1 protein-coding gene is annotated in these 283 nt (G+C 34.3%); it reads left to right on the forward strand.

The features are described from left to right. On the forward strand, positions 1 to 283 hold a 283-nt coding region (locus tag ACNG5D_RS16060), incomplete at both ends, for a hypothetical protein (RefSeq protein ID WP_418184540.1).

The raw sequence follows: 283 nt of genomic DNA on the forward strand, positions 1-283 counted from the left end.
GGTGATAGTTTAGAGTTAAGTGTTGTTCAAGAAGATGTGGATTTTACAATCACACTACCAGACGGCAGCATTGTAAATGGAGATTACAATTTAGGAGTAACAAGTACATCTCAATCAGGTTTATATAGGTTCGAGTCAAGTTTAGGTTGTATAAAGACATTAGATGTAAATATAGTTGATGATTCTATTTGCGCAATACACCCATTAACCCAAGAATATAAAATAAATGGCGAATGGCAAAGCGGCGAAGAAGTTATAAATGTTAATCAAGGCGATGAAGTTA

Origin of the sequence: Algibacter ulvanivorans, from assembly GCF_048381495.1 — a bacterium.
Lineage (GTDB): Bacteria > Bacteroidota > Bacteroidia > Flavobacteriales > Flavobacteriaceae > Algibacter_B > Algibacter_B ulvanivorans.